At 52.4% G+C, this 26,089-nt stretch carries 18 protein-coding genes; 6 read left to right on the top strand and 12 right to left on the bottom strand.

Going from position 1 to position 26,089, the window contains the following annotated elements; genetic code table 11:
• Nucleotides 1-1,472, bottom strand: a 1,472-nt coding sequence (locus I2G61_RS08810; protein ID WP_229100721.1) for an FMN-binding protein, incomplete at its 3' end; no start/stop codon positions are given.
• A gap of 430 nt (nt 1,473-1,902) precedes the next feature.
• Between I2G61_RS08810 and I2G61_RS08805 the strand changes: the two genes are divergently transcribed.
• Nucleotides 1,903-3,507: a sensor domain-containing diguanylate cyclase gene (locus I2G61_RS08805; RefSeq protein ID WP_072686061.1), complete on the top strand. Its 1,605-nt coding sequence runs from the start codon at nt 1,903-1,905 to the stop codon at nt 3,505-3,507.
• A gap of 352 nt (nt 3,508-3,859) precedes the next feature.
• Here the strand turns inward: I2G61_RS08805 and I2G61_RS08800 are convergent, their stop codons facing one another.
• Together I2G61_RS08800 and I2G61_RS08795 are read right to left on the bottom strand one after the other, a co-directional pair.
• A complete protein-coding gene (locus I2G61_RS08800) occupies nt 3,860-5,731 on the bottom strand; it encodes a serine hydrolase (protein WP_195548181.1) in 1,872 nt (623 codons plus the stop codon).
• A gap of 154 nt (nt 5,732-5,885) precedes the next feature.
• A complete protein-coding gene (locus I2G61_RS08795; protein WP_072686057.1) occupies nt 5,886-6,674 on the bottom strand; it encodes a ZIP family metal transporter in 789 nt (262 codons plus the stop codon).
• 195 nt (nt 6,675-6,869) lie between these two features.
• Here I2G61_RS08795 and I2G61_RS08790 point away from each other — a divergent pair, with 195 nt between their 5' ends.
• The 3 genes from I2G61_RS08790 to I2G61_RS08780 all read left to right on the top strand — a co-directional run bounded on the left by I2G61_RS08790 (nt 6,870) and on the right by I2G61_RS08780 (nt 10,415).
• A complete protein-coding gene (locus I2G61_RS08790; RefSeq protein WP_072686055.1) occupies nt 6,870-7,877 on the top strand; it encodes an acyltransferase in 1,008 nt (335 codons plus the stop codon).
• Nucleotides 7,878-8,048: 171 nt separating this feature from the next.
• Nucleotides 8,049-9,053 carry a phosphodiester glycosidase family protein gene (locus I2G61_RS08785; protein ID WP_234973205.1) on the top strand — a complete coding sequence of 335 codons (1,005 nt, stop codon included), beginning with the start codon at nt 8,049-8,051 and terminating at the stop codon, nt 9,051-9,053.
• A gap of 12 nt (nt 9,054-9,065) precedes the next feature.
• Nucleotides 9,066-10,415: a hypothetical protein gene (locus tag I2G61_RS08780; RefSeq protein ID WP_195548180.1), complete on the top strand. Its 1,350-nt coding sequence runs from the start codon at nt 9,066-9,068 to the stop codon at nt 10,413-10,415.
• A 239-nt stretch (nt 10,416-10,654) separates the two neighbouring features.
• On the opposite strand, the gene pduL is transcribed toward I2G61_RS08780, so the two are convergent.
• Both pduL and I2G61_RS08770 read right to left on the bottom strand, forming a co-directional pair.
• Nucleotides 10,655-11,230: a phosphate propanoyltransferase gene (gene pduL, locus I2G61_RS08775; protein ID WP_072686052.1), complete on the bottom strand. Its 576-nt coding sequence runs from the start codon at nt 11,228-11,230 to the stop codon at nt 10,655-10,657.
• A gap of 67 nt (nt 11,231-11,297) precedes the next feature.
• Complete coding sequence (locus I2G61_RS08770; RefSeq protein WP_195548179.1) at nt 11,298-12,680, bottom strand: NAD(P)/FAD-dependent oxidoreductase; 1,383 nt, start codon at nt 12,678-12,680, stop codon at nt 11,298-11,300.
• A gap of 111 nt (nt 12,681-12,791) precedes the next feature.
• Between I2G61_RS08770 and I2G61_RS08765 the strand changes: the two genes are divergently transcribed.
• Together I2G61_RS08765 and I2G61_RS08760 are read left to right on the top strand one after the other, a co-directional pair.
• Entirely contained in the window at nt 12,792-13,538 is a 747-nt protein-coding gene (locus tag I2G61_RS08765; RefSeq protein WP_195548178.1) for a carboxylesterase, read from the top strand.
• Between the two features lie 164 nt (nt 13,539-13,702).
• A complete protein-coding gene (locus I2G61_RS08760; protein WP_195548177.1) occupies nt 13,703-15,223 on the top strand; it encodes an arylsulfotransferase family protein in 1,521 nt (506 codons plus the stop codon).
• 115 nt (nt 15,224-15,338) lie between these two features.
• Here the strand turns inward: I2G61_RS08760 and I2G61_RS08755 are convergent, their stop codons facing one another.
• From I2G61_RS08755 to I2G61_RS08725, 7 genes are read right to left on the bottom strand one after another with little or no spacing between them, the layout of a single operon-like run.
• A complete protein-coding gene (locus I2G61_RS08755) occupies nt 15,339-17,396 on the bottom strand; it encodes a LamG-like jellyroll fold domain-containing protein (protein ID WP_195548176.1) in 2,058 nt (685 codons plus the stop codon).
• Entirely contained in the window at nt 17,393-18,937 is a 1,545-nt protein-coding gene (locus tag I2G61_RS08750) for a hypothetical protein (RefSeq protein ID WP_195548175.1), read from the bottom strand. The genes I2G61_RS08755 and I2G61_RS08750 overlap by 4 nt, the downstream gene beginning before the upstream one ends.
• Before the next feature lie 14 nt (nt 18,938-18,951).
• Nucleotides 18,952-19,911 (bottom strand): glycosyltransferase family 2 protein, encoded by a 960-nt coding sequence (locus tag I2G61_RS08745; protein WP_195548174.1) that lies wholly within the window; start codon nt 19,909-19,911, stop codon nt 18,952-18,954.
• Nucleotides 19,912-19,942: 31 nt separating this feature from the next.
• Complete coding sequence (locus I2G61_RS08740) at nt 19,943-22,468, bottom strand: YfhO family protein (protein ID WP_195548173.1); 2,526 nt, start codon at nt 22,466-22,468, stop codon at nt 19,943-19,945.
• Between the two features lie 4 nt (nt 22,469-22,472).
• Nucleotides 22,473-23,495, bottom strand: coding sequence for a glycosyltransferase family 2 protein (locus I2G61_RS08735; protein ID WP_050766974.1), 1,023 nt, complete (start codon nt 23,493-23,495; stop codon nt 22,473-22,475).
• A gap of 32 nt (nt 23,496-23,527) precedes the next feature.
• Nucleotides 23,528-24,505, bottom strand: coding sequence for a glycosyltransferase family 2 protein (locus I2G61_RS08730; protein WP_195548172.1), 978 nt, complete (start codon nt 24,503-24,505; stop codon nt 23,528-23,530).
• On the bottom strand, nt 24,498-25,952 hold the full coding sequence (locus tag I2G61_RS08725) for a polysaccharide biosynthesis C-terminal domain-containing protein (protein WP_195548171.1): 1,455 nt from the start codon (nt 25,950-25,952) through the stop codon (nt 24,498-24,500). Before I2G61_RS08725 ends, I2G61_RS08730 begins: the two co-directional genes overlap by 8 nt.
• Nucleotides 25,953-26,089: the final 137 nt, after the last annotated feature.

Below are 26,089 nucleotides of genomic sequence, written 5' to 3'. Positions count from 1 at the left end.
GTATACTTGGCAAACCAGTCTTCCACTTCCGCGACCGTCTTGCCGACAAACAGCTTCTCAAACACATCGGCTTCGCTCGCCCAGGTGCCGCTGTTGAGCTTATAGCTCTCGCCGCGTTCGCGCTTGGTCTTCCAGGTATCAAACTCAGCCAAGAACTGTTCCTCACTGTCGGCTGTCTTGCCTTCGACCTTGCCGTCGTGATTTTCATCGTTGTTGTATCCGCCTTGCCCCGGGAATCCGGAGAACTGCGGCATATCCGCACCGTCGTAATTCGGCGTCGCGACTTCCAGTTCATCCAGCTTCAACGATACGATCCGGCCTTCCGCATCAAACAACGCGCTGGCCACCAGCGTATTAAAGCTGTAAACCTGAACCTCCTGATCATCCTTGCCCGGTCCGACACGGCCGTTGGAAGCGACGCCCAGCCCTTCCGCCGCGGCTTCCCTGACGTCTAACGGCTGGCGCAGTTCATACGCTTTTTTCAATGCCGTAATAAAATCGCCGTGCGCATCTTTTAAAGAGATCGTCGCGCCGGTGCGGACGTCTTCCAGCATCTTCTTTTCCTCATCGCTCAACGCGCTGAATTTTGCCTTGTCCTCATCGCTCTTGGCTTCCGCCTGCAATGGCCGGCCGTTGGCATCGGTGTACTTGGCAAACCAGTCTTCCACTTCCGCGACCGTCTTACCGACAAACAGCTGTTCAAAAACATCCATCTCACTCGCCCAGGTACCGCTGTTGAGCTTATAGCTCTCGCCGCGTTCGCGCTTGGTCTTCCAGGTATCAAACTCAGCCAAGAACTGTTCCTCGCTGTCAGCTGTCTTACCTTCGACCTTGCCATCGTGATTTTCATCATAGTTATAGCCACCCTGACCCGGGAAACCGGAGAACTGCGGCATATCCGCACCGTCATAATTCGGCGTTGCAACTTCCAGCTCGTCGATATTCAGATCCAGAATCTTGCCGTCCTTATCAAATAAAGCGTTCAGCACCACTTCGTTGAAGCTGTAAACGGAGACTTCCTGATCATCCTTGCCCGGACCTAACCGGCCGTTGGATACGATCGCAAGTCCCTGATTCAGATCGGATGCCACGACTTCCTTCGGCTGTTCTTCTTTTTCCGCCTTTGCCACATACGGATAGGTCTGCGGATCCAGCGCGTTGTTGACTGCGTCTTTAATTCCCTGACTGGAGAACGTCGCTCCGCTGACATTATCGACGTCGGTGGAGTTCGCCTTGACGATCGCCTGCGGCAGCTGTTCGATCGCCTGGGAGCCGATTCCCTGCGTCTCCTGATCGCCCACCGCCTTGACGTCTGTGATCTTGCCATCTTTGCGCGTTACAGTGACGGTGATCAAACCACCGAACCCGTTGCCTTTGCCTTCCAACGTTTCGGTTTTGGCTTCCGGAGTGCTGCACGCCGCTGCGGATATCAACAGTACGGCTGCGGCCAGAAGCCGAGTCCATTTTTTCATAATTTTTCCTCCCTGTGATGTTTTTAGCATAGCATGTCAAAGCGGGGCGGGACAGCCGTCTGCTTCACACAGTATGGATTAACATAGAACTATTATGGATAAACACTAGATGAGGAAGGGTTAGATATAGGGAATAGAAGAAAGCGTTTACTTTTTTTCTTTGCGGGGACCGGGGATTTTGTAATCCAGTCTCTTTGACTTCCTTAAAAAAGCTAAAATGTGCTCGTAATCGAACAAATTTCAAATAACGTAAGAATAAATTGGCTTTTTTTCTAACAAAGGTCTATGATTAAATTATCTTGATCCCTCCGATTTTTATACAATATCTCATCTTCTGTTTTTCTGCCGTCCGGATGTCGATGGCTGTCGTTTTCCTGCATCGCCTCGCGAACCGGGCCGTTTCTGTGTTTTATAATAAGGGGGAGTTTCATTGAAAGCGTCAAAAAGCAAAGTACAGCACCGTCAGCTTGTTCTCGTTCTGTTTTTCCTCGGTGTGAATCTGATCGCCGGCAGTTTAATCGCCGTCCAGGAATCACGCCACGTTCAGCAAGTCTTAACGCATCATGGGGAGCAGGCTCAGGAAAAACTCGGCAGCGTCATGGCAGATTACACTCATTCATTCCAGTTGTTTGCGCAGCTGCTTCAGCAAACCGTAAGCGATCATCCGGATCCTGATTTCATCTGGGACCATCTGAAAACGTTGGACCGGCCGCTGGCGGCGATTGAGGGCGACACCTTCGACGGTGTTTACATGGTGTATCAGGACCGCTATCTTTACAGCTGGGATACGCCGTATTCGCAATATGAGAGCACCGGTTACCGGCCGCAGGACAGGCCCTGGTATCAGAATGCCGTCAAGGGTCAGGGCGCGATCGTCTTCACGCCACCCTACATGAGCTATGCCAACCATTATATTCTTTCGACGATCTCGCAGCTGCAGCCGGATCAGAAAACGGTCTTCGCCTACGATATCAAAATGGGCAATATCCAGCGGTTAGTCAGCGAGCTAGGCAGCTATGCGCACGAACAGCTGTTGGTCTACGACGCCAATGGCACGATTATCGGGAGTACGGAAGAAACATATCTGGGCAGCACACTGAGTCCAAACGCCGCTCTTGCCCCCGCTGCCCTGCAGCAGGCGCAGGCTGCGGTCAAAACGTTGGAAGAAGGCACTGAAGCGTGGCAGAAAGCCAAAGAACAAGCCGACGCCGCCGAAGCCTTCGCCCACTTCCGCCAACAAGGGGACGCCGGTTTCCAAAAGCTGCTCGCCCGGCCGCAGCAGGCCATGTTGATCAAGCTGGGTTCCCAACAGGTTTATGGTTATCTGAGTCCCGGGAAAGATTATCAGATCCTGATTCTGGTCCCGCTGGGCGCGATGCTCGCCGCAACCGCGCAGGTCTGGCTGCTTCCGTTCTTATTGCTGGAACTGGTGCTGGTTTACGGATTGAGCCGCATCCGCAAGGAATGGAACACCCGCGAGCTGCAGCAGGCCTACGTCGAGCTGGGCCAGACGCAGAAACGTCTGGAAATCGCCTTGAAAGCCGCGCAGAAAGCGGCGGCCATCGACGACTTGACCGGCATGATGAATTTTAAATCGTTCCGGCAGAACGTGACAGATCAGATTCAGAGCATGCAGGAAACCGACAGCGGTATTCTGATCCTGTTGGATGGCGATCACTTCAAGACGATCAATGACAATTACGGGCATCAGATGGGCGACGAGGTAATCAAGCTGGCCGCGCAGATGATCATCGGCCGTATTCGAACCGTGGACTCTGCGTCGCGTCTGCATGGCGATGAATTTGCAATCTTTATCGCGAATACGCAGGATTACACCGTTGCCGAAAAGATCGTCGGCGATATCAACGCGACGTTGATAGCAGAATCCGCCCGCCGGCACATGCCGAACATCACCTTATCCGCCGGTGCGGTGATCGCACGCCGGGGAAGCAATTACGCTCAGCTGGCGAAAACCGCGGACGCCGCCTTGTACCAAGCCAAAACAACTCACGACGGCGGCTTTGCGCACGCTTAAGACTCAGAATTTGATGTGAGACGGATGGTGCAAGTTTCCAACCAGTTTATCTGCCGCAAGCAGACAGCGAGCCGCCTGATGGTCAGGCGAATGCCTTCAAATTTCAAGACCGCCTTATATAAAGCAGATCATAAAAAACAAGTATTTTAATGAGAAGAAGGCATATCGTCTGTTTTTCATAAGAATTTAAAAAATCTCACTCGCTAAAAAACAATGCAAAAAGCGCTGAACGGCTGGAATGAACCTTGCCGCTCAGCGTTTTACTTTCCTTTCTCACCGCCAGCCTCACATGGCTGACAAAATCCTCCGCCTGTCCTTTTACGTAAAAAGAAAATTGTGAAAATTCTGAGCATCAGATCAAAAGCAGGTAGCCCGCCTCTGCCGGCTGGATCTTTTCATCGCTTAAGGTATCCCCGATTACGTTGAGATCGTTATCCAGCACCATCAGACGCCGGCCTTCCGGAACGCTCAGCGTACCATCAAAGCGATGATCCAGACGGAACGTCTGCGGCTGATCGGCAAAGCCCTGCCCTTCATAGACCGGCAGCGTGTCTGCCCGCTGATAGCGGTAGGACGCGACATCGCAGAATTCCGCCTCTTTCTGCGTGAAGAAATACGGATCGATCAGATCCCGGCTGCCGTTGCATGGGGTGCGCAGGAAACCCCGGCCATGATTTTCGTCCGCCGGTATAAAGCTGCCGTCAAAGCCGCCGCTGTACACATCACTGCCCTGCCGTCCGCTGAATGAAGCGACGAGGACGCCGTCGAAGTCCGGCAGCGCCTGCAGACGAAAACCGGTCATGATCTCCCCGATGACTAAATCCTCCGGCGTCGGATTGACAACGACATACGGATGATCCAGCCGTTGTTTCCATGTTTCGCTTAACGGGCTGAAGGCTTTCGCCTTCATTGCGACCGGATAGGTCTGACCGTTCATCCCGCTCATCAGATACAGGTCGCCCTGCGCTTCGGCAAAGAAATAATTCACCTTTTCACTGGCGATCCAGCGGCTTCCGTCATAGCGTAAGTAGGTTTCCCACGGATAGGCCTGAGCTTTTAACGGCGTGTCCTGAAAGTGAGCGATGGCGCCCCGCATCGCGACCTTGGCAATCGCGCTGGGCATCAGATACGTTCCGCTGAAGGCGTCGGAAATTGCCTGCGGAATTGCCTGTGCCCGGCGGTAAATCGAAATTCCCCGTTTTTCCAGCAGCCACTGCGCTAAAATATGCAGCGCGGCCTGCGTGACGTCGATCTTGCAGTCATGCGTTTCGCTGATTGCCAGCACGGCGTTGTACTTCGGGATGACGATCAGCTGGGAGGTAAACTGAAAGCTGTTGCCGCCCTTGCGCAGCACGCCTTCGCCCAGGTCAAAATCCGGATCGCTGAAACACACCGTATCCCAGCCTAAGCCATAAGATGGGCTTTTCTGATCCTGCGGCAGAAAGGAAACGCCCTGTTTCTTTGCCATTTCCTGCTTGGACGTTTCCGTCAGAATAGGATTTTCAGAGAGGAACAGCTTACCGAACTTGCACAAATCGATCATCGACGTCGTCAATCCGCCCGCGCCTTCGACTAACAACAGCTCGGCCGGTTTCTTCTTTTCATGGACCAACGGATATTCCGGATTGCGGTCTTCAATCGTGCGGGTTGATTCGGCGCCGATTAAAGCGGTGATGTTCTCACGCAGAAAATCGCAGTAGCGCTGATTGCTGACGCGTGCCACGACAATTTCCGCCAACGTGAAGCCGTCATTGCAGTAAACCGAATATTCGCCCGGCTGCGCTTTCAGATGACTGACCGCCAGATAGTCGAGCACTTCTTTATAATAATCCCGCTCTGTCTGCGCGGTGACGGAAAAGCCCTTCCACTGCGTTCCCGGCAGACCGCTGGCATGGTTTAACAAATGCCGCACCGTGATTTTCTTATAATCGTCATCGAGCATTTTAAAATCCGGCACATACTGAACGACCGGCGTATCCAGATCCACCAGACCCCGCTGGACTAATACCATCACCGCCGCCGTGCAGTAAATCTTCGATACCGAAGCCACGTTGTAAGTGCAGCGCGTGTCCGCCTTCACGTTTTCCGGCTGATCCTGCCAACCCAGGGCGTCCGCAGCGACCAGTTCGCCATTGACCTGCAAAGCATACGAAACCGACGTATAGTCCTTCGCCAGCGTCATGCTTAAAAAATCCGAGGTTCTTTTACTCCATTCGCAATCCATATCTTTTCACTCCTTATTTTTTTCCATTATACCGCAAACAAAAAAGAAAAGACAGGACGGACGGCATCATCAGCCGCCGGGGTTGTCCTGCCGGTTATTTCTGCAATGAAAAAGTCAGCGTTCCTGCCTTGTCGAGCATTCTTTATTTCTTCGCTCAGCCCAGCGCGACGTCGAGAATCATCATGATCAGAAAGCCAAGCATGAAGCCGAGCGTGCCAATATGAGTATGCTCGCTCAGGTGGGCTTCAGGAACCAGTTCCTCGACGACGACAAAGATCATCGCCCCAGCCGCAAACGAAAGCAGCCACGGCATCAATCCGGCGATCTGCGAAGCTGCCAGCACTGTCAAAATCCCGAAGATCGGTTCGACAATCCCCGACAAGCTCCCGTACAGAAATGCTTTAAAACGGCTGAAGCCTTCCTGCCGCAGCGGCAGCGAAATCGCCGCGCCCTCGGGAAAATTCTGAATCCCGATGCCGATCGCCAGCGCCATCGCCGCCGACATCATCGCCGGATCCTGATGCTGGGCCGCCATCGCGAACGCCAGACCGACGGCCATGCCTTCGGGGATGTTGTGCAGCGTCACCGCGGAAACCAGCAACGTCGTCTTCTTCCAGCTGCTGCTCAGCCCTTCCGGCTGTTTCTCTTCCAGATGCAGATGCGGAAGCAGATGATCCAGAGCATACAGGAACACGCCGCCTGCGACAAAGCCGATCGCCGCCGGAACCCAGCCGATCAAGCCCATCGCCTCCGCCTCGCTGATCGCCGGGATTAAAAGCGACCACACCGAAGCCGCGACCATCACGCCCGCCGCGAAGCCAAGAAATCCCTTCTGGATATTCCCGCCTACCTGATTTTTGAAAAAGAAGACGACCGCCGCGCCGGCCGAAGTCAGAAGAAACGTAAATCCGGTGCCCAGGGCCGCATAAGCTATTGCATTCATCTTCACTCCTCCTTGAGTTTGTTAGATTTATTTAACTTTATGAATTCATTGTAAAGAAAGCGGCGCAGAAAGTCAATTCAGACGCTTTCCGGCTTTAATTCTTTCATCTTTCTTTCAGAGCTGAAGGTTTTATTCCCACCGGTTTCCTAAATGTGGTATCCTAATGAAAACAGAGTAGATTAAAGGAGCGATACCATGACCTCTGCCAAAACCCGTCAGTATCCTGCCGTCGACATGATGAAATTTATCTGTGCTTTCCTCGTCATCGTCGTTCACACTTATCCCTTCTATGAAGTCTGGCCGGATCTCGGCTTTGTGACAAGCAATATATTAGGAAGAATCGTCATTCCGTTTTTCTTTATTTCGGCCGGATATTTCATGCAGATCGGCCGCTGCCACAAGGATGAGAATTACTTCCGCAGCTATATCAAGCGGTTAGTCAAGCTGTATCTGATCTGGAGTGTGATTTACATCCCCTTCGGCATGCACAAGCTGGGCACCATGATGGAAATCAGCGGCGCGCTGTGGCTGGCGGCCTTGCCGATCGCGCTGTTCAACATCGGCACCTACTTTCATCTGTGGTATATGTCGGCGCTGATCTTCGCGATGGTGTTCTGTCATCTGTTTTTAAAAAAATTTTCAATGAAGGCTTTATTGATCACCGGCGGCGTGTTGTTTTTATTCGGTTTGATCGAAACCTACCACGGACTGATCACTAATGAAATCCTGCTGCAGTCAGTCAACACGTACTTTCTGTTGATGTTCACGACCCGCAACGGCCTGTTCTTCGGTGTGCTGTTTGTCGCGCTGGGCATGGCGCTGGCTGATCAGAACCGGGTAGAAGCGATCCGCCATCCGTTTGCCAAGGCGGCCGCGGCGTTTGGGCTGCTGGTGATCGAGGCGTTTACCGTGCGGCATTTTCACTGGGCGCTGGATTACAACATGTATTTCATGACAGTGCCGTTTACGTTATACTGGTTCGCGGGATTATTACGGATCCCACTGAACTGGAAACTGAACTTCAAAGCTTTGCGCGAGTCGAGCACCGTCATTTATTTTTGTCATGCGATGTTTCTGGAGCTGGGCGAAATCTTGCTGGGTTCCTTGTATTTAACCAACGGCGCGGTGCGGTTTTGCTTTGTTTTCCCCTTGACGATGATCATGACGGCGATCATCCGCAAATGGCTGCCGTTTCTGAAATAGCCCGATCCTTACAAAAGTGTTCGCGGAATGAAAGCTTTTTCCTATGACAATTTCTCTCTTTTATACTATAATGATACACGAATCTGTTAAAAAGCCTGATCTGAGCCGGAATGTAAACTTTCGCCGGATCAATTAATCTAAAAGTTCCAACAGATAGAAAGGTGGGATTGGGTGGCAAAGCGAAAGCGAAACCGCACGCGGAAAATCAAACCCTTTACGATTTTACAGAAAACATATATGATCGCCGGTGTTTTTGTCCTGGCCGGCATGATCACGGTTTACGGCTCGGCTATGATCGTGCTGAAAGGGCCGTCAGTCACCGTCAGCAACCTGCTGACGAGCACGATGATGGAAACCCGGACGTTAAAGAGTATCGCCCGGCTGTTTTTCTCGGAAGAGGAAATGGAAACGATCATGAACCGCAACTCCGTCAGCGACACGGATGAAATCACCGATTCGGAAACGGATTTCGTGATTGACGAAAGCAAGAAAGATAAAATTGAAATTATTGATATCAAGGGTCCGACCTATGAGGGGAAGCTGATGATCGTCTACGATCCTTCGCGAATCCATCTGGCGGTCAATTCCGACCTGGGCAATGGCAACGAGGGGTACTTCGTGGAGGAATACGTCAAGGCGAACGACGCGATCGCCGGCATCAACGCCGGAGGCTTCGACGATCCCAACGGTCAGGGAACCGGCGGAATTCCTTACGGCATCGTCATTCAGGACGGCGAGCTGGTCAGCGGCAGTCTGGATGATTACAATTCGGTCATCGGCTTCAATGAACAGAACAAACTGATCGTGGGCAACATGACAGGGCGGCAGGCGCTGGAATACGGCCTGCGCGACGCCGTTACTTTTAAACCGATCTTCATCGTCAACTATGTTCCGGTTGAAGTTACCGGCACCGGCGGCGGCGTGAATCCGCGCACTGTCATCGGCCAGCGGGAAGACGGCGCGGTGCTGTTGTTAGTCATCGACGGACGGCAGACGACCAGTCTGGGCGCTTCCTATTCCGACTGCATCGACATCATGACCCAATACGGCGCAATGAATGCGGCGAACCTGGACGGCGGTTCTTCGTCCGTCATGGTCTACGACGGTCAGATTATCAACAACGTGGTTTCCATGAACGGCGACCGCAAAGTGCCGACCGCCTTTATCGTGAAATAATAGGAGGGCCTCATGAGCAACAACGACGAACAAAAAAAAACCGCGGCCGCGCCGAAAAAGACAAGACCCGCAGGCAGCCAGACCGCCAAGCGGCCGGCAAAACCGGCTAAAGCGGCCGATCAGCCGGTTAAGAAAAAAAAGAAGAAAACCGAAGCCGTCCTGCATCACAGTCCCGAAGGCCATATCGGCGGGAAACAGGAAACCACCGATCTGTGGCATTTATCGGTCGAGCGGATTCGCGAAGCTTCCGAGCGTGAGCGCAGGAAGATCAATTCTTCAAACCAGCAGTTCCTCTACTTTCTGCTCAAACTGTTTTTAGCCTTGATGATTCTGGGCAGCGCGATCATGTTTCTGACGTGGAAGGTATTGGAAAACTACGAAAAAAGTACGCCCAACGGCGCGATGAGCGCTTACGTTCACCTGCTTCAGGCAAACAACTATGATAAGATTTATGAAAACTCAACCGTGATCTTCACGCAGTTCAATGAGAAAGAGCCCTATATCGAGTATCTGAAGTCGATCTATGAGGACGTCAATCTGAAAAAGGCGGTATTCTCCAAAAAGGCTTACTCCAATGATACCTTCCTCTATTACGACATGATCGTCGACAAGCAGAAAATCTCGACGCTGGAGCTGATCTACAATGAAGAGGCCCGGCAATGGAATGTGCGGACGGTCATCGACGCGCGCAATTTCTACATCGAGGTCTTCGGCGATGCGCAGGTTTATGTCAACGGAATCCGGCTGAATGAGCATTACATCAGTGAGCGCAACGTCAGCTCCGACGCCTATTCCAATTTATTCGATCTGAATCAGGCGCCGCTGGTTACCCGTTATCACATCGACAATCTGGTCACCGTCCCGGCCGTTACGACTCAGGACGATACAAAATACAGCGTCGTCAAGGACGCGCTGCAGGATCGCTTCTATATCGCCGAAAAACCGGGCGGAGCGATGGAAGAGATTATGCGGACACGCATCCGCGACACCGCGATGACCTATGCGAAGTACATTTCCGAGGACACCCGCTTCTCTGATCTGCAGCAGTATTTATACCGCCGCACAGATTATTACAAAGCGATCTCCAGCTTTGTCAACCGGTACTTCTCCACCCATGATTCGTATCGTTTCGATAACATGCATATCAGCGATCTGATCAGCTATGGCGAGGACGTCGGTTTCACCGGCACGATCTCATTCGACTACGTCGTCACGATTGAAGGCGAGAAGTCACAGACTTATTCCAACACGTATCAGATGACGTTCTTAAACGTCAGCGGCAAATGGCTTTGCAGCAATCTGGTGATCGCCAATCAAAGCCAGCCGGAAACAGAGACAGAGACGGAGATGGAGACGGAATAAGCAAAGCTCAACCATCCCAGTAAAACAATCCTCCTCATGGAAAACCGGAAATCCCGGTTTTCTTTTTTTGCTTCGCCGCACTTTATGGGAATTGTCTATTCAGAGCCTTGTTTGGCAGAGCAGGCGGCGCTGCTGCGGAGGGAACGCGCAAGCTCAGGATCAGACAAACATCCAATCACACAAAAAAAAGCGGACTCGCCGCTTTTTCAAGGGATAGACAAGATTGAAATCCTGATGTCTTATTTGATGATTTCGCCCATGGCGGAACCGGAAATCGCCGCTGCATTGGCTTCATCGGTATCAATATGCATCGCCAGCGCGTACTTTTCAGAAACGCGGACAACCGTATCGCCGAAGGTCAGGCTGCGGCCATCGGTATCAATCTTAACGGAAACGATCTGACCGTTGGTTACGCCGTACTTTTCAGCATCGGCCGGGGTCATGTGAATATGCCGCTTCGCCGCGATCACGCCTTTGGAAACCTCGATCGAGCCGGCCGGACCGATGATCGTGATGCCCTGTGTGCCTTCGATATCGCCGGATTCGCGGATCATCGCTTTCACACCGACCGTGCGCGCATCCGTCAACGACAGCTCAACCTGCGTTTCAGGACGGGTTGGTCCCAGAACGGACAGCTTCATTTCGCCGCGCTCACCCTTGATCGTTACCTTCTCATTGGAAGCGAACTGACCTGGCTGAGACAGCTCCTTCTTGACCGTTAATTTGTATCCTGGACCGAACAAAGCTTCAACGTCGGCATCGGTCAGGTGGATGTGCCGTGCGGAAACTTCAACTAATACTTTTTCTTCTGACATAATTTTACTCCCTCTTTCTTTCATGTTCATTATAGTCAATTTATGGGCCTTCGGCAATGGAATTGATTTATTTTTTAGTCAAAATTTCGCCGATGATCAGCCCGTTGGCCGCCGCCTGGGACAGCGAGCGGGTAAAGCCTGCGCCGTCGCCTAAAGCGTAAATTCCCGGACAGTCTTTGATCTCAAAGTCAACACAGTCCGGACGGGCGGAGTAATACTTGCATTCCACGCCGTACAGCAGCGTATCATAGTTTGCGGTACCCGGCGCGACTTTATCGAGCGCGTGCAGCGTTTCAATGATGTTGTCAAGCTGGCGCTTCGGCATGCACAGGCTCAGATCGCCCGGCACGGCGTTCAGCGTCGGTCTGACCGTCGACTGCTTCAAGCGTTTCTCATCCGTACGCCGGCCGCTTTCCAGATCGCCTAAGCGCTGCACGAGTACGCTGCCGCCGGAAATCTTATTCGCCAGCGACGCGACGTAGCGGGCATAATCAATCGGATCGTTAAACGGTTCAGTAAACCGGATCGTGCAGAGCAGAGCGAAGTTGGAATTGTCCGTCTTGCGGTCGAGCTCCTTGTATGCATGGCCGTTGACCGTCAGCACGCCGTCGGTATTCTCCGTAACGACCAAGCCACGCTCATTGAAGCAGAACATCCGCGTCGTATCGCCATATGCTTTCGAGCGGTACAGGATCTTCGGCTCATAAATTTTCCTGGAGAAGTGTTCCCACACCATCGCCGGCAATTCGACGCGCACGCCGATATCGACCTGATTGTTCGCGCAGGCCACGCCGTTGCGCTTGCACCAGTCCAGGAAAACCCGGCTGCCGGCCCGGCCGACCGCAAAGACCACTTTATCGCCGACGACACTGTATTGCCTGCCGCGGTGAGTAAAGAAGACCTCGTGGGTTTCCTTGTTGACATCCGTGACGGTGCACAGCGTTTCAATCTGAACGCGCTGCTTCAGATCGTCGACTAAGCGCTGCATCGTCTTCAGGTTGGCGTCCGTTCCCAAATGCTTCAGCTGCGCCTGCTGCATGTGCAGATCGTAGCGCAGGCAAAGCTGCTTTAATTCATCGTTTGGCACAAACCGTTCCTTCTGCGCCCCAAAGCGCATCAGCACCTGATCCGCCTGTTCGATATAATCCATGACCTTGGCCGGTTCCATGAAATCCGGCAGCCATCCGCCGTATTCCGTTGAAATGATATACTTGCCATCGGAAAACGCGCCGGCCCCGGCGATGCCTTCCATTACGGCGCAAGGCTCGCATTTCAGGCATTTATCCGCCTTTCCTGAAATGATCGGACACTGGCGATGCTCTAAATCCAATCCTCGCTCCAGAAGCAAAACCGACGCCTTTGGATCCCGCTCGGCAATGCGATAAGCGCACATCAGTCCGCCGATGCCGCCGCCGATGATGACGACATCATACTTGTTGTTACAATTCAACCCTCATTCCTGCCTTTCTGTTAAGACCTTTTCCCGACCTTCATTTTAGCACAAAAAAGAGGGATTCCCAATGTTTGTATGATATAATAGGACAAAATTGGAGGAAACAAAATGATTCTTGAAAAACAGCTGAAAGGAACGCGCGCCAAACGGCCGGTCATCATCTTCCTGCATGGCTTTGGAAGAAAACGGACAGGCGAGCTGGAGGCGTTTCAAAAAGCGTTTGAACATGATTACGATATTCTCATGCCCGAGCTTTTCGATCCCGAAGATCCCAGGGATTCCAACGGAATCCTGTGGGCCAACCGGGCGCTGCACGTCGTTGAGAAGGAACTGTTAAAACAACGTCAGGTCATCCTGGGCGGATTTTCGATGGGCGGCGTGATCGCCAGCTGGATCGCCTCGATGCTTCCGGTGGAAAAGCTGATTCTGGTCGCGCCAGCCTTCGATCTGATCAATCTGAAAAATACCGGAAATATTCTGGCGTCGCTGATCACGCATTTCACGCATCTGGATTCGCCGCAGGAGATCGCCAACTTCAACGGCCTGCCTGCGAATTTCTTTCAGACGCTGATCGACGTGGTCGTTCAATTCCGGCCTTATGCTTCACGGCTCACCTGCCCGGTGTTGTTAATTCATGGTTCTCAAGATGGGATTGTCTCCCCGCAGAGTTCCAAAATCGCGTTTTCACGGATGCCGGCAACGCAGAAACAGATGTTTATCATTGAAAATGGTCATCATGTGATGTTTGAGGATGAAGGCGTCTGTCAGGAAGCGCTCGCCTTGATTCAGTTGTATCTGAACGATCAGATCGTGATTCGTAAAGCGACGCCAGCGGCAGATACCGTTGTAGATTAAAATTACCCGTATGAAACATGAAATTGGTTTATCCCAGTCTTTTCTCAGGCTGCGGATAGCCAATTTCTTTTTTAACATTTATTTCGAAATTATTACATTTTTATGACATATTTCACACGAAATTCATGATTGTTTTTTATAATAATTTCATGAGGTGAACAGACATGAAATTGGATCGATCCCTTCTGCTTCGAATTTTACCCTGGGGGTTATTCGGCGCTGCTTTGTTTTTTTTCGCTGTTGTGGGCTTTTCGTCCAAGGAAGCTGCGGGCTGTGTTGTCAGCATCAGCGCTGACGGCAGCCATCTCGGCGACCTGTTGACGACCAGCGATCTGGAAATTCAGATCAATGGCCTTCCGCTCTCGCTGGATCTCTCCCAAACCGCACCGATCGTCGCGCCAGTGTCCTTAAGCTGTGAGACGGCGAACATCCTGACCTGGACGACGAGCGACCGGAATCTTCAGCTCAGCTGGAATGGTCAGAAGCTGTCGTCCCCGGCCATGATCGAAGTGGATCAGCTCAGTCCGCAGACAACCGCCACGCTGACGATCCGCAAAGGAGACTGCCAACGCAGCGTCACCATTCAAACGCTGCCGGACAGCTTTCCGACCGTGCAGTTTACGGGTCACAGCCGCAGCGAAGGGGATTTCTATGGGGATCTGATGAATGATGACGGCGATTCCTACATCTTTAAAATGGATAATGACGGACAGCTGTTGTATTACTACCGCGGATTCTATAATAAGAGCGGCTCGGTCATGAACTTTCAAAAACATGAAATTGACGGCGTTATCTATTACTCCTTCTTTGAACCAACGGCAGATGTCTCCAATCATCTGTTATACAGGGGCGTGCAAGTGGGTCACATCAACATTCTGGATAATCAATATCAGCCGGTTAAACAAGTTGAACTTCTGCCTTCCAAGGCGCTGCCATCAGGCGGAATGTGTGAAAATCATGAATTTCTGATGCTGGGAGAAAATCATTATCTGATCACCGGTTCTGTGGATCAGAATATATGGATGTCCAGTGAACGGCGGTATGTCCGGATCAAGGCGGCGCTGATTCAGGAAATTCAGGATGACGAGGTCATCTTTGAGTGGTGCAGCAGCGATTATCCGGCCTTGTTAAAACAATCTGTGGAAAACAACGACTATACCAACACGAATGATCTCTATTATGCCGCGGATTATGCGCATATCAACAGCCTGTGCGTCGACCCAAGCGACGGCCATGTGATCGCTTCGTTCCGCAATCTGGACGAGGTATTAAAGATCGACCGGAAGACCGGCGAGATTCTCTGGACTTTAGGCGGTTTGGGCGATGATTTCGGGTTAACCGAGGACCAGCGGTTCTCCCGTCAGCATTACGCCAAGCTGACGGATACGGGAACGCTGCTTCTGTTTGACAACGGCAACGCCAACGAACAGACGCGGATTCTGGAATTCAAGCTGAATGAAAAAAATCGATCCGTGACGTCGTTTCAGGAAAGGATCGTTGCGGGGAAATATTCGTTTGCGACCGGCTCGGTGATGAAGACCGAAGCGGACACCTATGTGATCGGCTGGGGCACGGGCAGTGTCCATTCCTTAATGAGCGAGATCGACTTTGAGAATCGGGAGGTCATTGCGGAGATGATTCCGGCGTATGGACAATACAGCTACCGGGTTGTGAAGTTCAAGTAGAAATGCGTTTTTACATCCACAGGAAAGAACTGGAATTCTCGTACATCGCTTCCAGTTTTTCATATTAAAAAGCCAGGCAAAGAAGTGGTTTTTTCTCTTCCTGACTTTTTTCATTTTAATCAATCAGAGCTGGCGGATAGGCTTGCAGCAGCCGCTGCAATTCCTTCTCCGTCACCGGCGTGGCTGATCCATGACGGACATCCTCATTCGGCAGCGTATATTCCGATTCTTCCAGCCAGCGCAGATCACTGTCTTCGCCCAGCGTTGAGAACTGTGCAACGTGGAAGGTTCCGTACGGGTAATAGTCTTCGTACAGGTAATATTGATCTTCACCATTGACCGGGAAGACGAACGGACCTTCCATAAACCGCAGCGGAAACAGAAATTCCTGATCGTAAGCTTCGCCGAACAGCTTGGACAGCGCGTCCGTCGACGCGTAATAAATCGTCTGCGCCGCTTTCCGTTCATCCTTATAGAACAACCAGTATTTTCCCTGCGCCTGCAGTACCGTTCCGTCAATCACGGTATAGCCCGGTTTAAAGAAATTGCCCGGATAGCTGTAATGTTCGAAATCCCGCGTCGTCACATAATACAGCGCGCTTTCATCCTTTTCCGTCGGATCAGAGAAATAAATGTAATACAGATCCTGCTGCGGGTCGTAGCTCATTTCCGGAGCCCAGGCACGGGTCCCGCTCATCTTTAAAAACGGATCCCACAGTGAAACCGGCACCAGTTGATGATCGGTAAACGTCACTAAATCCGAACTGCGCCAGAGATAAATATCCGGATTGTCAAAGCCCTCCGTTGCCAGCAGCACAAAATTTCCATCTCGATCCCGGCCGATAAACGGATCGCGGATCCGGCCATTGCCCAGCTCAGAGCTCAGCACGGCTTCCCCCTGATTCAGATCAGTCCAATGCAGCCCGTCGCGGCTGTAAGCCAGCTTGCCGCGCTCCTCGCCCAGCTCGCCGTTAAAATAGGAAAGCACATACCCGGTAAACGCGTCAAGCACGACGACATCACGTTCGATTGTTTCGCTCAGCTCTCCCTGCCGGATTGTAACCCGCAGCCGGGCGTTAACCTTTTCCGAAGCCGCGGTTTTAACAATCCGGTTTTCCTGCAGCTCAATCCCGCCGGACAGCACTGTCCATTCGAGCAGTGAACCATTTTCCGCCGCAGCCGGCAGCACATCGTTTTCGTTCATCAGCGGCTGGAAGTCGTTATTCACGGCGATCCGGTCACGCTTTAAACGCGTCTTCGGCGAATCCGCCAGCACCGCGAATTTGAAGTCCTTGGTAAAGATCTGCCCTTTATGTTCCACCTTCGCGGTGATCGTTACTTCCTGATCGCCCTGCGCCGCCGTCGGTTTCGTCAGCTTGCCTTGATCAGTAATGATCTTGGGCTTATCGCTGGACCAGCTGAAATACAGATCACGCACCGGATTCTCGGCAAACCAGAGATTGCCGGTCAGATCGTCCTGATTGCTGAAATGGAACGTATCCAGCACAGCTTTCGGATAGAAACGGTCAAACTCCGCCTGGACCTCCTCGGCGGTCCAAGCCTGGTTGATAATCTGGAAATCCTGGAACTTGCCTTCCGCCTGCGGGTCGTTGTAGATCAAACTTTTGCCAAGGATCAGCTCGTCTGTCCGCAGCTGTTTCACCTGCTTGGCCACATTGCCCGACGCAGTTTCCTCGCCGTTGAGATACAATGTGACCGTGTTGCCCTCCTGGGTCAGCACGATATGGTTATAAATGCCGGTTTCGACCGTCGCTTCCTTCTCAGAGATAACCCGGTACGCTTTGTTTCCCGACTGAATCGAATAATTCAGTCCGCAGCGCTCGCCGGTGGGATTGCCGGAAGTCGCCAGCTGCATCACATGCCGGTCGTCGCGGCCCATCGAAAGCAAGGTCGTCCACTCAAAGTTCGCTTCCGGTTTAAACCAGAACGAAATCGTAAAGCTCTTGGAACTGCGCAGAATCTGCGATTGAACCCGGTGTTCGGTCTGGGCATCCAGACGATAGCCCTGCGCGTCGATTCCCGCGGTGCTGAACAGCTCCGGATCCTCCGGCGCATAGATCTCCACCTGATCCTGAATAAACTTGGTATGACAGCCGCTCAGCAATCCCGCTAACAGACAAAAGCCGCACAGCCACTGAATCATTTTTTTCATGCCTGCACCTCTTTGTTCTTGTTCATCTTATGCCGGATTAAACGCCAGCCGCGCTGGATCAGTTTGCGGAAGGAGGCGTAGGAGAACCAGTAAACAATCGTAAAGACAACAAACACGATCAATCCCAGAGCCACGCATCCCATCAGGAAATGCAAGGTGGAGGACGTCACAAACGCCTGCTGGGTCTGCCAGCCGGCATACGCCGCAGCGCCGATCAGGATCGCTACGCCCAGCCGGGTAAACACCATCTTGTAATAGCGCAGCGGATTCAGATGAAACACTTTTTTATAGACCAGAACCGGATTGTATAAGAAATCAACGGTCCAGTTCGTCAGCATCGTCGCCGCCAGCACGCCCGCGATCCCTAACGGCTGGATCAGCACAATCGACAGGACGACCTTGGAGATCGCCAGTAAATACGCATTGTTTTTCGCGTCTTTGAACAAACCGTTGGCGTCACGGCAGATGATGATCGGCTCGCGCATCGTCATGTAGAAAATATTGATCGCAAACAGGAAGGCAATCAGAATCGTCACCGAATACTCCGGCCGCATCTTCATCCAGATCAAAACGAACCGTCCGATCACAACGAAGATGCATACGCCGATGATCGAGGCGATATACACGGCGAAGTTAAAGAACTCCGTGAAGACGCTGTAGGAATCCGCGCCGGAATCGTTGAACAGGTTGCCGAAGCTGTTGATCGGCGAGGTGATCGCGGAGTTGATGATCTTGGATACCGACTCGGTCAGATAGCTGTAAGAGCCATAGACGCTGGTCATCGTGTAGCCCATAAAAAAGGTGATCACCAGGTTGTCCGTATTGTTGGTGGCCAGCGTCGAGAGGCGCTGGATAATCGTATACTTGGCGTTTTTCTGGAACGCGTCATCATAGGGCAGTTGTTTGTTTTCCTTCAGCCACGGATAATTTTTCAAAGCGATCCGGCGGGCGATGAAGTTGGCGATGAACACCTGCAAGCCTTCGATCAAGAAGATGTAAATATACGGCAGCTTCAGCAGGATGACGCCGACCATCAGCACCATCCGCAAAATGGCAATCGTCTGGATCCAGATGTTGATTTTGTACTCCTTTTGATCGGCGATGATGACAAAATTTGGTCCCATCAGAAAATAAGACAAACCAAAAGGAACACAAAGGATTAAAAACATCGTTACCGTTTCGCCATAGCCCAGCGGCGATTCGGCGAACATCGGGAACAACAGCGCGGTCAGCGCGCCGACAACCAAGACCGCCATGCCGGTAAAACGGAACACCTTGACGGCGCCGTTATAGATCGACAGTACCCGGTCCCGGTCGTTCTCGGCCAGCGGCTTAAACAACAGCTGGCGGAAGGCCAGCGAATAGCTCAGCTCAAAGACATTCAGAAAGGTGATGACGTTCATGATCGTCAGCTGCAGACCGTTGAGGTCGCTGCCGTACAGGTCGATGAACATCCGCACCTTGATAAATCCGAAAATCGGAAGAGCGACGCTGGTGATCAGGCTCACCAAAAAATTGTAAAACGAATATTTTGTGCGCATAAGCTCCTCCTATCTTAATGAATCACGTGTTTGTAGAGCGGCAGCGTCAGACTGCCGAAGGTTTTCAAAAACAGCTGATCCTTCCAGCCTAAATTGCGGATGTAGGAATTCTTTTTCCAATTTGGGTAAAACTCCTCCATCACGGCGTCGCTCATCGCTTTCAGCTCGCTGGTCAGCGGCGAGCGCAGAAAGCGGAACATGCCGTACAGACGCAGATGCTCAATATGTAAATATTCCAGCTCATCGTGATACCGTTCGCTGAGGCCCATTTCCGCAAACTGATCGCGGACCTGCTTCATGACCGGAAAGATTTCTTTCAGCCGCTCGCTCTTGGTGACGGACATGATCGAACCTTCCCGCTGACGGTAATGAATCCGCGCCTCGTGCTGAATTCCGATCGTTTGGGATTGCGCGAAGATCGGCATCGTGACCGGGATATCCTCATACCAGGTACCCACCGGATAGCGGTAATGCTTCTGGGTGAAGAAGTCCGCGCGGTAGAGCTTGTTCCATGCGAACATCGGCGATAGAAACGCCTCCTTTATTGGGCTGTCGAAGACATGCGGATTCAGCCCCGGCATGATCCAGGACGGCTGGCCGTTTTCATAAAAATATTCGATATCGCTGACCACGACGTCCGCGCCCCGCGCCATGACTTCCGCCATTTTCGCGTAATACTCAGGATCGGCCCAGTCGTCGCTGTCAAGGAAGGCAATCCATTCGCCCTCGGCCTTGCCGATCGCGAAATTGCGGGCGTCCGACAACCCGCCGTTGGGTTTATTCAACTGCGCGAAACGATCCGGAAACCGACGCACATAGTCTTCAATAATCTGCGGGGAGGAATCGGTCGAACCATCGTTGACCACCAGCACCTGCAAGTTTTTATAGGTCTGGCCGGCTAACGAATCGAGACATTCCGGCAAGTATTTTTCCACGTTGTAAACGGGCACAATCACAGTAATTTTGGGTTCCACAGCGTTCCTCCTGTCTGATGAAATAAGTATATCATAATCGTGACTTCACAGTTCGTTTTTTTCGTTCTGCCCCCGCGCAGGCCAGCGCTGTCAGGATGCCGCCGGCGGTGATCACCAGCCCCAGCGTCAGTCCGCGGGGACGGAAAACAAGCTTGATTTCATGGGTGCCCTCACTCAGCGGCAGTTCGATGAACGTGTTCTGAAACGGCGTGACCGCCGCCGGCTGCCCGTCGATTTCCGCATGCCAGCCTTTATCATAGGGGACCGTTGTCAGCAGCCGCTGCCCCGCTTCCGCCTGAACGTGCATCGTAATCGTTGAGCCGTGAATCTGAATATCCTGTGCCGCCTGTTTCTGCAGCTTCTGTGTCCATTGCGCTAACGCCGAGATATCCAGGGAATAAACCTCGGCCCGGGTTAAGCGCAGCAGCTGATCGCGCACGACCAGCTGAATCAGGATATCCTGTCCCGGCGGATAGGCGCCCAGATACAGTGCGCCGGCGTTGATTCCGGTATGATCGTCTTGGGCATAGTTCTGATTGATCCACAGCTGAAACCATGTTTCATCCGTTTCAAAAGGCAGCTGAAGATAGAGCGGATCTTCCTCATTCAAGGACTGGGTGTAAATCGCGACCGAGGTTTCCGCCTCCGGCCGCTTCGCCACAATCAGCGGCGAGCGGCTCAATTCATCCCCATCCCACACAAACAGGTCGGGATCATCCAGCCGCGTGATCAGCGGTTCGCCGCCGCACAGCCGAATTAGCTCGTTTTGCGCGGCAATCGAATAGGTCTGAGGCACCGGCGTCTCATCATGATCGTCAATGACAAATCCCAGCGGCAGCGCGTAGGGATTTTCCAGCACCTCGAAGGTTTCAGTCTCCGCAATTTTCCGGTAATGATCGGTCTGGACCTGAACGTGAACGGCGCCTTTTTCCCGCAGCACATAGCGAATGCCCAGAAATGCGTCGAGCGCCAGCGTCGTGCCGTGATAGGTGCTGCCGAACATCCGGTGGCTGACGCCGTAATGTTCCAGGAAATCGCTGACCTTCTTATCGTAGGTTGACGAGTAATGTGAGATGCTCGGGTAGTTATAGCCCAGCCCTTCGTTTTGATTGCGCGCTGACAGATTTTCAATCCGGTAGCCCGGCTCAGACGCAAAGCTTGCCAGGGCGGTCCGCACTTCGTTTTGATAGTCCAGCACTGCCTGGGCCGAGGCATAGCCGTCATAGACGTTATCCCGATCCAGTGAAATGAATGTGGCAGCGCCCGCGAAAGTCAGCTCGGCGGCGACGGTGACCGCCAGCGCTTTCTGAAACCCCAGACACAGCAGCGCCGTGATCCCGGCGATGAACCCGGCGGCGATCAGCTTGGCCGGCAGCGTCATCGTTCCGTTCGCCACCAACAGAAGCAAGACACCAAGTGCCCCGCAGGCTAGCGACTTCTTGTCGCGCGTGTCCCACGCGTCCGCCGCCGCGGCGATCAGCCAGAACACGATCACAAAGCTGAACCGCGTTGGGAAACCATAGGGCATCGACAGAAAATGCCAGAGCTTATACAACGGCGTGAAGAACACCGACGCTGCAAAGAAAAGCAGCGTCAGACCATCGACGAGCTTCTTCCGGTTTGATCGCAGCCGCTGGAAAAATGAAGAAAAGACGAGGATCAGACACAACAATCCGGCGTAATCAAACGTGATCTCCTGCCCCAGCGTCACGGCTGGTACACCCGGAAACGCGTTGTTCAATCCGGCCAGCCGGGCGAAGCTGAAAAGCGGCAGCGCCTCCGCGGGCTGGGCAAGCCGGTTGTTAATCGCAGATAAGAAGCTGGGCATCAGCAGCCAGCCGTTGCAAGCCAGGCCGATCGCCATGCCAAGTATGCCCTTCTTCAAGACCGTCCACAATGAAACCGTGTGTTGGTCTTCACTGAAATAGCGCGCCAACGCCATCAGACAGGCAAACATCAGGCCCATGATCGCCGTGTAGTAATTGGAAAACACGCTGACCGCTACCGCCAGTGTAAACCCTCTGGCCGATTTTCCCCGCAGGATCTGTTCAACGCCGCTCAGCACCATCGGCAGCCAGACTAAACCATCCAGCCACATCAAACATTGCGAATAGGCCAGCGCTGCGCCGCTCAGTGCGTAACCCAGCGCGAACAAGCCATGAACCCGGCGCGGACCAAAACGATCCTCCAGATAGAACATCATTGTCCCGCAGCTCAGGCTCAGCTTCAGAAGGGTCGCCAGACTGACGGAAAGCAGAATGGCCTCGTTGGGCAGCAGGGCCAGAAGCAGCTGCAGCGGACTGGAGCAGTAGTAGGAAAAAATCGGGATGAAGCTGCCGCCCATGCCCGCCGCCTGCGCATAAGTCAGGCTGTTCTGCCCGGTGACGACCATATGCAGATATTTCAGATATTCGACATATTGAATGTTCAGATCGTTGATCAAAAGCGAACGGCCGCCAAACGGAACGAAGCCCAGCGCCGCGAAAATGCCGCAAAGCAGAACGGCTGCGCCCAGAAACGCGAAAAACGGCCGGCGGATGGATCTCAGTCGGCGCATTCCGTTACTCCTTAACGAAGGATTTCACCCAGCGGCGGTAAACCGGATGCGAAACCCCCGCCGTCAGAACCAGCTTATCCTTCATCCGCTCGCGGCTGCCGGTGTAGCCGAAGCGCGTCATCCCTTCCAGGATCGCAGCCCGGTGAGGCATCAGCTTTTCAACCAGCCGGTACAGAACTTCGGCATGTTCAAGCTTTTCCGCCGGTGTGCCCTTGATCCGGCGCAGCTGATAAAATGAAAATTTATAGGCTTCAAAAATCCGGTAGTAAAACAATGCCGGAACCGCAGAACAGCGCTCCGCCTGATCCAGAATCGTGGAGAACACCTGGGCGTGCGCGTCGATCACCTGCGGCTTCAAATCGGTCATCGTATTGCCGGCCCGGTCGATCAGATAATACGCCAGCGCTTTATCGGTGTAGACGACTTTCTCAGCGTTTAACAGACTGATGTAAAACAACAGGTTATCGGTATAGCCGATTTTATGCGGAAACTGAATGTTCGCCGCCAGGGATCGCCGGTACAGCTTGGCGTGCGGCGAGGGATCCACAAAGAACAGATTCTCAAATTCCGGCGTGCCCTTTACATACCCCTGGCCCGGCTGCAGCGTCGCAAATTTCGTGTTGTACGCTGGATCGTATTTCTGTTCGTCGCTGTCGGAATAAATGAAATTCTTAGCGCCGATCACCAGATCCGCCTGGTTGGCATCCGCCAAGCCGACCAGGGTTTCCAGCGCGTCGTCCGCTAAGTAATCATCCGGATCGCAAACGAGGAAATATTCTGAATCCAACCGCGCGATCGCCATTTCCAAAACGGAACCATAGCCGCCGTTTTCCTTGCGGATGGCGACGACTTTCTCCGGATACGCCGCAGCGTAGCGGTCGATAATCGGCTGTTCGTTTTTCGGTGATCCGTCGTTGACGGCATAGATCACATAGTCGGAATAGGTTTGCCGCAGCAAGGAATCCAGACACTTGGCGACGTATTCCTCAACATTGTAAATCGGCACGATAATCGTAACTTTACTCATGGTCAGTTTCTCCTTTACTTCACGATCCAGCTTTACCGGCGGATCCAATTGCGGGTGCGCAGATAGCCCTTCAGCACTTGCGGACGCATGTAGATCCAGTCGTTTTTCTGGCGGTTGATCGGGTATTTACATTCCGGATAGTCCGGAAAATTCTTGTGAATGAACGCGAAACACGCGTCGATGTATTCGTTGACCAGCTTCCGGTCTTTGACCGTGCGGGTCTTCTTCAGGTTTTCGATGATGTTGACGCAGGCCAGATACTTCAGTTCTTCATAATATTGGTCGTAGACGCCTTCCTGCCGGTAGTAATTCATCGTTTCCTCAGCCATCGTCAGAATGTGATAGGCCTTCTGATTAAAGGATTGGGTGATATTGCCCGGGCGGTCGGCGAGGTAGTCGTACAACGGCTCATTGACAAACGCGATCGATTTGGCTTTCAACAGGAGCTTATAAGTTGTCCCCAGATCCTCGTACAGATAACCGAACGGGTAAGTGATGCCGTTGTCCTTAAACAGCGAGCGCCGGTACATCTTGTTCCAGGCGGCGTTAAGGATGCGCGTGATCATTTCGGGATTTTCTTTCAGCGTATAGACGCGGTCGCCGGAATAGCGGTTGGCAATCACTTCCTTGGTCTGCGTTTTCATAAAATATTGATAAACATCGAAAATCACGAGATCCGCGCCGGTATCATCCAGCTTCGCCGCCGCTTTTTCAAGCGCCTGCGGTTCAAGGAAATCATCAGAATCCACAAACAGGATATACGGCGACGTGGCAAATTTCATGCCATAGTTGCGCGCGTCGGACAATCCGCCGTTAGGTTTTTCCAGCACCTGAATCCGCGGATCACGGTTCTTATAGATGTAGAGCAGTTCATTGGAATGATCGGTCGATCCATCGTCGACGCACAGAATCTCAATCTCCTCAAGCGTCTGATGAATTAAGGAATCCAGGCATTTTTCCAGATAATCTTCGACGTTATAAACCGGAACGACAACGCTGACTTTACTCATGGGCGGCTTCTCCTTTGCGATGGTTTAACACTTTGCGGATCAGATTCATATGGAAATCATCCTTCATCAGCGTCAGCAGGCCAAAATACACGATCACGCCGGCGGCGATCTGAATGAGATTGGTCGTAAAGCGCGGCCCCATCGCTTCCCCGATGAAATGAACGGGAAGCATCATGACGAGCGAAGCGATGACATACTTCGTCACTTCTCTTACGCGAAAGCCCAGATCCAATTGCCCCCGGATCGACAGCCATTGCGTGAACGTCACCATAAACTCGGCGATGACTGATCCGGTGATCGCGCCGAAAGCACCGAACTTCGGCATCAGTAAGGCATTCAGGCAGAAATTCGTCAAAGCGCCAAGGATCACCGAGCGGGTATATTCCTTCGTCCGGCCGATTGGCAGAAGGTATTGCGTACCAAAGACGTTGCTGAGGGAAATAAACAGGATGATCGGCGTTGTAAAGATGATCAGCGGCGTCACGATCTGATAAGTGTCGTCGAGGAACCAACCGATAAAATAAGGAATCAGCGAGATGATTCCGGCGATCATCGGAATAGCCAGATACAACGCCATCCTTAACGTCGTGCGCAAAAACCGCAGCACTTCCTCATCCTGCCCCTTGGCATGGATGTTGGCAATCCGCGGCAGCATGACGCTGCCGATCGACGTGATGAAAAACAGGAACATCTTAATGAACCGCTGAGCCTGGTTATAGAAGCTGACGTGACTGACGTCGGCGTATAAGTAGCCTAACATCGAAACATCCAGCATCGTATAAACGCTGGTCGCGATCTGCGGGATGAAAAGCATGAGATTGGGTTTGAAATGCTTGAGCACATCCTTGAAATGGATCGGCGTCCACTTGACATATTGCTTCAGCTGGGTCCACATGATCAGCTGGCCCAGTACGCCGGAGCCGGCATTGATCACGATGAACAGCGCCAGATCAGAAGGTTTCTTTACGAACGCAAAGATCAGGATAATCCCCAGGATCTTGATGATCATGTTGCGGATCGAAGCCGTTTTGAAATCCTCGACGCCATAGAAAAACCAGGTGATATCCAGGGCGACTGACAACAGCGAAATCGTCTGGATCGTCGCGTACAGGCGCACGCTGTCCTGCACGGTAAACAAGTAGAGGAAATAAACGAGCGTGGAAGCGCACATGCTTAAAAACTGCATTGTAAAGATCTCAAAGAACGTCTTTGACATCTTAGTCTGATCATCGCGGACACGCGCGATCTCCCGGTTGCCGTAGATCGAAACGCCCATGATTCCAAACAGCACGAACCACTGAACATTGCTGCCGGTCCAGTCGCTGATGCCCAGCATCGTCGCGCCCAGCGTCCGGGTCACATACGGCACCGTAATCATCGGCGCCAAAACGACTAACAGTTGATATAAAATATTATAGAAATAGTTTTGCAGTATCTTTTTATCCATAAAATCACCTTTATTTAGTATAGCATGAATAGAAGAAAACTGCGAATTGTTAACGCAGTTTCCCTGTTTCTTGTTTTTTTCCAAACCTTTGGATGAGGAGATCGATCACGCATCAAGACAGGCCAATGCTGCCTGAG

The organism is Holdemania sp. 1001095H_141210_F2 (assembly GCF_015558105.1).
In the GTDB taxonomy this organism is placed as follows: domain Bacteria; phylum Bacillota_I; class Bacilli_A; order Erysipelotrichales; family Erysipelotrichaceae; genus Holdemania.
Note: the sequence above shows the minus strand (reverse complement) of the source record. Positions and strands in the feature narration are given on the sequence as shown.